Raw genomic sequence first — 6,129 nt, forward strand, 5'->3', positions numbered from 1 at the left:
TCCCGATGAAGTTTTTTCTTTTATCAAGTCTGCACGTCAAGAATGGGATGGGGTATTAGGTTTTCATGCTCATGATATGTTAGGTTTGGCTTCTGCTAACTCTCATGCAGCGATGGCAGCAGGATGTACTATAATTGATGGTTCTATTAATGGCTATGGTTTAGGTGCAGGTAATACTAAAATTGATCAAGCTTTAGCTATTGTGGAACATTTTCACAATGAGAAGTTATATCAATATGAACATCTCAAATCTCTTTTCCATATACTCCAAGTTCCTGTTTTACCTGAACAAAGATATTTACAATACCTCGCAGGTAGTAAAAATCTTTCAGGATTATGGGTAGCCCCTCTGTTAGAACGTTATGGGAATACAACAATCGATTTTTTACAACAATTGCCTTGGAAACGTTACAAGACAATAGAAGAAATTTTACAACCACAAGAAGTTACTGTTTAAATCTCTGACATTAAAAATGCAAGTAATCAATTTTATTCATCAACTTAAGTTGGAAGATATTCCAGAAGCAATCCAACGAGAAGGAATTCGTAGCTTAATTGATACTTTGGGAGCGGCAATAATTGGTCACAACACCAAACTTTCCCACATTGTGAATGAATATGTAGTGGCGACTTATGGTGGTAAAGGCGGGTTTTTATGGCTTGATGGTAGGGAAGTATCTCTACCTGCGGCAGTATTTGCTAATGGGATGACTACCGATGCTATGGGTATTTATGGAGGACATCCCCTCGCTAGGGGTACAGCTGGGGCTACTTTATTAGCTACTTTATTAACTACAGTTACCCCCAATGCTACAGGAAAGGAACTTTTGACATCATGGATTATGGGCTTTGAAATAGCTTTCAGAGCAGGAATAGCTTTAAATAAGAGAGATAGTAGTAAAGCTCATACCGCTTGTACTTGGAATATTATAGGTAGTGCGGCGATCGCATCTCGTCTGTTATCATTGAGTCCCTCTGAAACGGAACACGCTCTTGGTATAGCTGAATATGTAGCGCCTGTTGCACCCATTCCCAAAACCGTTGGTTATCCCACTATGGTGAGAACTGGTGCTGGTTGGGCAGCAATGGAAGGGGTTACCTCTGCATTGTTAGCTAGACAAGGTTTTACAGGAGCGCCCACTTTCAATATCGAGGAAAAAGAAGTAGCCGATATTTGGGATGATTTAGGACAACATTGGCAATTATCTAAATCTTATTACAAACCTTATACCGTTTGTCGGTGGATGCAAGCAGGTATGGATGCGGCATTAGTACTTAGAGATCATCTGAAAGAAGATTTTAAAAGTATTACGTCTATCAAAGTTCATTCCTTTGCAGTGGCAACCAAGGAAAGAAATATGCCTATGCCCAAAAATACCGAGGAAGCTCAATTTAATCTTAAATTTGCAGTGGCGGCTATACTCGTTTATGGTGAATTAGGCAGAGCAACAACATTTGAAGCCGCATTTAAAAGTGATATTGTTGCTCATTTGTATGATTGTATAGAGACTATTGAAGAAGAAAAATTTACCAGTATTTATCCCAATCAGCGATTTGCCAGGGTAATTATCAAAACATACAGTGGAATGACTTATGATTCTGGTGATATTGAGGAAAAATGGGCATCAACTGAGCCACCCACGGATGAAGAATTAAAAGAAAAGTTTCGAGCTTTAACCAAAGGTGAGTTGTCAGAAAAACGAGCAACTGATTTGGAGGAAATGGTTTGGAATTGCATAAGTTTATCAAATGTAAGCAGTCTGCTGGAATTGATGAATCAACCTTCTTGAGACAAGAATAATCTAGAATTATCTTTAATAAAGGAAATCAAAATAAACATGAAAAATTTAGTTTCATCTACCGCACTTAAATCCCCTAAAGTCCCCGTAAAATTGTCAAATCGTTCCTTTCTTCCGGGTTCAGATCATCCATCCATCCATACCATCTCATATTTCCAAAAATCCGACAGAAACATTTCCTTTAGTTTTACAACCAATATCTAATTCTTCTGCTAAAAATATTTCTATAAAAGAATGGGTAAAAGAAACAGAATTTTGGATTGAAGAGGTTTTGCATAAGTATGGAGCTATTCTTGTCCGTGGACTACCCCTTAGTTCAGCAGATGATTTTAGCCACTTTATAGATAGTTTCAATTATGAACCCATGGATTATACTTCTGGAATGGGAATTCGTAATGTGGTCTCAGGAAATGTGTCCACAGCTAGTAATGAATTATCTAGTGTAAGTCTAGAACCTCATAATGAAATGGCTTATACAAGAAACTATCCATCTAAAATCTTGTTTTTTGCTCAAACACCAGCACCTAAAGGCGGAGAGGGGGTTATTGTTGATGTGCGAGAGTATGCTAAACTTCTCGACCCCGAAATCAAACAGAAACTTCAAGAAACAGAAATTAAATATATACGATTTTTGCAAGATCGTCGTTTTGGTGGTTATACTTCTTGGCAAGATTCATTTTTGACAAATGATAAGGAAGTTGCGATCAAATTTATGAATGAGCATAACTATGATTTTAATTGAGACGAAAATGATAATTTAACTTATTCTCAGGTATTATCACCAATAGTTAAACACCCAAAAACTGGTGAATAAATCTGGTTTAATCAACCCCATTCCCATCACGCATCTTATTTTTATTACCATCCTGATTTTATTGATAGTAAACTTGAGCTTCATCTTTATCCCTTTCACTGTCAATTAGGAGATGGCACAGAGCTTTCTCTTGATTTAATAGCTCATATCCGCCAAAAAATATGGCTAAGTGCTGTTTCAATTCAATGGCAAAAAGGAGATGTATTAATCTTAGATAATCTCTTAGTCCAACATGGAAGGATGTCTTTTGAAAGACCACGTCAAATGTTTGTGAGTATATTGAAATAAAGAGAGTTGCAGACGAATTTAATTACAACCATTAAATAGACATCTCCAGAAAAGAGGGAATAGGGAATAGGTATGGAGGGGGAAATAACTGATAATTTCTGTACGATAATTGATTTTATTTTTGATTTTTTCCTAAAAATAAAGGTTTAAACCCTCTCATGACCAAGGAGAAAAAGCGGTCGGAAAGCGCAGCATTCCGTCAGGATGGGATGGCGAGGTTTCCGTTCCCTCCGGGACGCTACGCGTTTTGCTCCGCAACATGTAAAGTGAAGCTTTGCGAAGCGCAAACGCTTGCCTCCAATCGACCAAGAGAAGAAAAAATTTCCTTTTTAACCAATCCTATCCGTTTTTAAGAAGAGGTAATTATTAATTATTAATTGTTAATTATTGAACAGATGTCTAATGAAAGAAACTAATTTAAACACAAGTAGAAGTATATAATAACAAAAGCTTTATGGAAAAATATTTACTTTATTGGCATCCAAGAACTTCATCTATTGCCCCTCATATTATTCTAGAGGAAATAGGAGTAAATTACGCAACTCAATTACAGCAATTTTCAGGTAAATAGACCAAAGTGGTTGAACCAACCGAAGGCATCATCTTCAGTAATGAAATTTACAGCTTCAGCCATTGCTTGGTCGAGTGATATCATGTCCGCTATGCTGCTAGATTAAATCTTCCGAAACCTTTATTTTGAGTAATATTAATATGGCTTAAAAAAAATTTTGTTCCGGGATATATCCTCGGCAAAGAACTAAGTTTTTCATAGTTTTTACCAGGTTTTCTATAGTAAGTATTCTGTTTTTGTCGGAAAACAAAGTAAATTTTTTCAGGTGATTTTTTATTTTTGAGCCAGTGTGATAATTCAACACCGTGGAATTCACGGTCTCCAATAACTACTAATTCATATTTTTTTAATAAACGTAAAACAGGCTTAATAATTGCCTTCTGTTCTCCTAAATTACTGCTACCCTTTTTCTCTAAAATTTGCCAATAAATAGGTAAGGCTCGTTTTTTGTATATCACCCCTATTAAAAATATATTCTTCTCTTTCCATTGTGTTCTATCTATAGTTAGAATTAACCGACTACCATCAGCAAATTCTTTGTCAATAAGCATCTTGATGATCGGGAACCAAAACAAGGGTAAACTTAAAGATGCAGGATGTTAAAAATCTTTGAATATGACGGCGACGGCTTTCATATTTAATAGGTAAAGGAAAACAAGCAGAAATGCCTTTCTATTTTTACAGTTTTCTGGACAGTAATTAGCCAAACTAAAATTTTCAAAGTTTGGACTTGAGTATCGATCAAATATTGTTTAAAATATGACTCATATAATGAAAAAAAAATCCATTGGGGTCGGTCTATTTGCGTTAGTGGACAGACTTTTTTTTAGCATAAAATATGGTTGATGGCTAGTATCTATATTGACATAAAAATTAACTAAAAAAGGAGGTTTGGGTTTGGGTTCGCGATCGCTCACTCTTTATGAGAATGATGATTATTATGAGAAAAACATTTAATTTGTCAAAGGGATTATATCTTTTAAACCCTTACCCCACAATACTTTTGAGGCGCTTGTCACCCCGTGAGGTTGTTAATATTTCTGTTCTGGCAGGAGTGATATAAAATCCGGTTGAACAATTGTCATTGTGACTCAAAGGAAGCAATCTCTAAAACCTTGGGATTACTTCCTTGCACTATGTTCGAGTCGCTTCAGACTTACAGTAACTAATTATCCGGATTTAATATTAGGGGTGGGTTGACTGCTAAAAACTTAAGCAATATATAACTGTTTAACCGGATTTGATATAATTCCTAAGTATCTTAATTTATGGAATTAGAAACTAATCAATTTTGGCCTAAGATTTCAAGGATTTAAATACTGCTTGAAACTCCTCGTAACTGATTAGATCGTCACCACTTGTGTCTGCAGTTTTCATCATATTCTCAATTTGAACATCATTAATATCGGTATCGATACTACGAATATAAGTTTGTAACTCATCTAAACTTATATATCCTGACCTATCTGTATCAATATATTGGAAAACTCTGTAGAGTTCCTTTTCTTCTACAGAAATAATGTGTTCTACGAAACCAATACTTTCAGCGATCGTCTTCCACAACTCATAGGAGTCAGTGTGTTTAAGAGCATCTGCTTCGTCGTCTTTAGTAATGCTATATTCTTGGCGAAGTTCTTGAACTAGGTTGCGATCTTCTGGGGATAAATTCTTCAAAAGGTCTTCTAACACTTCATTGGATGTTTCCTCCGAGAATGCTTTCATCAAGTCAGCAACCCAGTTTCTATCTGGGTGAGTTTTCCCAGAATGTAAGATAATTTCCAGGAGAGTTTCTCGATAGCTCTCTAACCGCAGAGAGTTTTCTCTATTGTGCGGCTTACGAGGATCGAATAGCTCTGGATATTGTTGGCCTAGTTCCGTTAAGATGGTATCATGATCTCCATCAGAAATACCCAGTTCTTGGCGCATTTGCTTGAAGCTTTCCAGAGTATCAGCGGGGTTTACATAACCCTCATCAATGGCATCTCGCAGCATCGCTTTGTAAGTTTGCAGACGTTTTTCTTGGGAAAAATCAGGCAGAACTTTAGCGAGAACATAGACTTCATCCGCACTAAGATCGTCAATAGTTCGCCCCTCCAAAAACTTCGCACAATCCAAATGCAACTTTTTGAGCTGGTTTCGTAATCGATTGGCAAGACTTTCCCGTTGATAACGACTAGGACTGCGCCGCCAAGTTCTATAAAGCCACAAGCTACTAAATACTGCCATTAAAACCCTAAAAACAGTAGGCAAGGGTGATGGCAACAACTGAATAAAATTGTGTCCTCCAAAAATAAAGAAGAAGTTGAAAATGAAAAACGTACACAAAGTAAACATTCGATGTCGAATGATTAAGGGGTCACTCCATTGGTGATAGCGATGGTGATAGGCTTTGTACATATTTTCCAAGGCACTACCAATGCCTATAGCGCCAAAGGTAAATAGACCAAGAGTTATGGGTACTGCTAGAATTTTAGGGATGTCTACAGCTTGATCTAAGAAATAAAACCCTGGTTTGAGTAGATTCGCCAGTTGGTTTTCTTCGTGAGCCCAAGCCCCCGATAAATAATAATCCCAGGCACCCGCATAAAGATAGTAATAGAAAAAATACCCAATTGTAATGCCAACATAGCCGTAGTAGAGCATTTGCTGCTGCGGGT

Annotated in this window: 6 protein-coding genes and 1 pseudogene; 4 read left to right on the plus strand and 3 right to left on the minus strand. The window is 36.8% G+C overall.

Translation table 11 applies throughout. The annotated features are described in order from the left end of the window. Positions 1-457: pseudogene (locus F6K22_RS28020) on the plus strand (hypothetical protein); the annotation flags it as partial. A gap of 16 nt (positions 458-473) precedes the next feature. Then, positions 474-1,790 (plus strand): MmgE/PrpD family protein, encoded by a 1,317-nt coding sequence (locus F6K22_RS28025; RefSeq protein ID WP_293105675.1) that lies wholly within the window; start codon positions 474-476, stop codon positions 1,788-1,790. 156 nt (positions 1,791-1,946) lie between these two features. Here F6K22_RS28025 and F6K22_RS28030 read toward each other — a convergent pair whose 3' ends face one another. Continuing rightward, entirely contained in the window at positions 1,947-2,153 is a 207-nt protein-coding gene (locus tag F6K22_RS28030) for a hypothetical protein (RefSeq protein ID WP_293105678.1), read from the minus strand. Here F6K22_RS28030 and F6K22_RS28035 point away from each other — a divergent pair. Further along, positions 2,059-2,541, plus strand: coding sequence for a TauD/TfdA family dioxygenase (locus F6K22_RS28035; protein ID WP_293105685.1), 483 nt, complete (start codon positions 2,059-2,061; stop codon positions 2,539-2,541). The two genes, F6K22_RS28030 and F6K22_RS28035, sit on opposite strands and share 95 nt — an antisense overlap. A gap of 72 nt (positions 2,542-2,613) precedes the next feature. After that, on the plus strand, positions 2,614-2,901 hold the full coding sequence (locus tag F6K22_RS42535) for a TauD/TfdA family dioxygenase (protein WP_363274599.1): 288 nt from the start codon (positions 2,614-2,616) through the stop codon (positions 2,899-2,901). Positions 2,902-3,561: 660 nt separating this feature from the next. Here F6K22_RS42535 and F6K22_RS28040 read toward each other — a convergent pair. Further along, the gene (locus F6K22_RS28040; protein ID WP_293105680.1) at positions 3,562-4,023 is read right to left on the minus strand and encodes a hypothetical protein; all 462 of its coding nucleotides are present in this window, start codon (positions 4,021-4,023) and stop codon (positions 3,562-3,564) included. A gap of 745 nt (positions 4,024-4,768) precedes the next feature. Continuing rightward, positions 4,769-6,129, minus strand: a 1,361-nt coding sequence (locus F6K22_RS28045; protein ID WP_293105683.1) for an EF-hand domain-containing protein, incomplete at its 5' end; no start/stop codon positions are given.

Origin of the sequence: Okeania sp. SIO2F4 (genome assembly GCF_010672385.1) — a bacterium.
GTDB lineage: Bacteria > Cyanobacteriota > Cyanobacteriia > Cyanobacteriales > Microcoleaceae > Trichodesmium.

Coding starts and splice junctions, on each gene's coding strand:
- F6K22_RS28025 (WP_293105675.1), top strand. CDS start 474: ATGCAAGTAATCAATTTTATTCATCAACTTAAGTTGGAAGATATTCCA.
- F6K22_RS28040 (WP_293105680.1), bottom strand. CDS start 4,023: ATGCTTATTGACAAAGAATTTGCTGATGGTAGTCGGTTAATTCTAACT.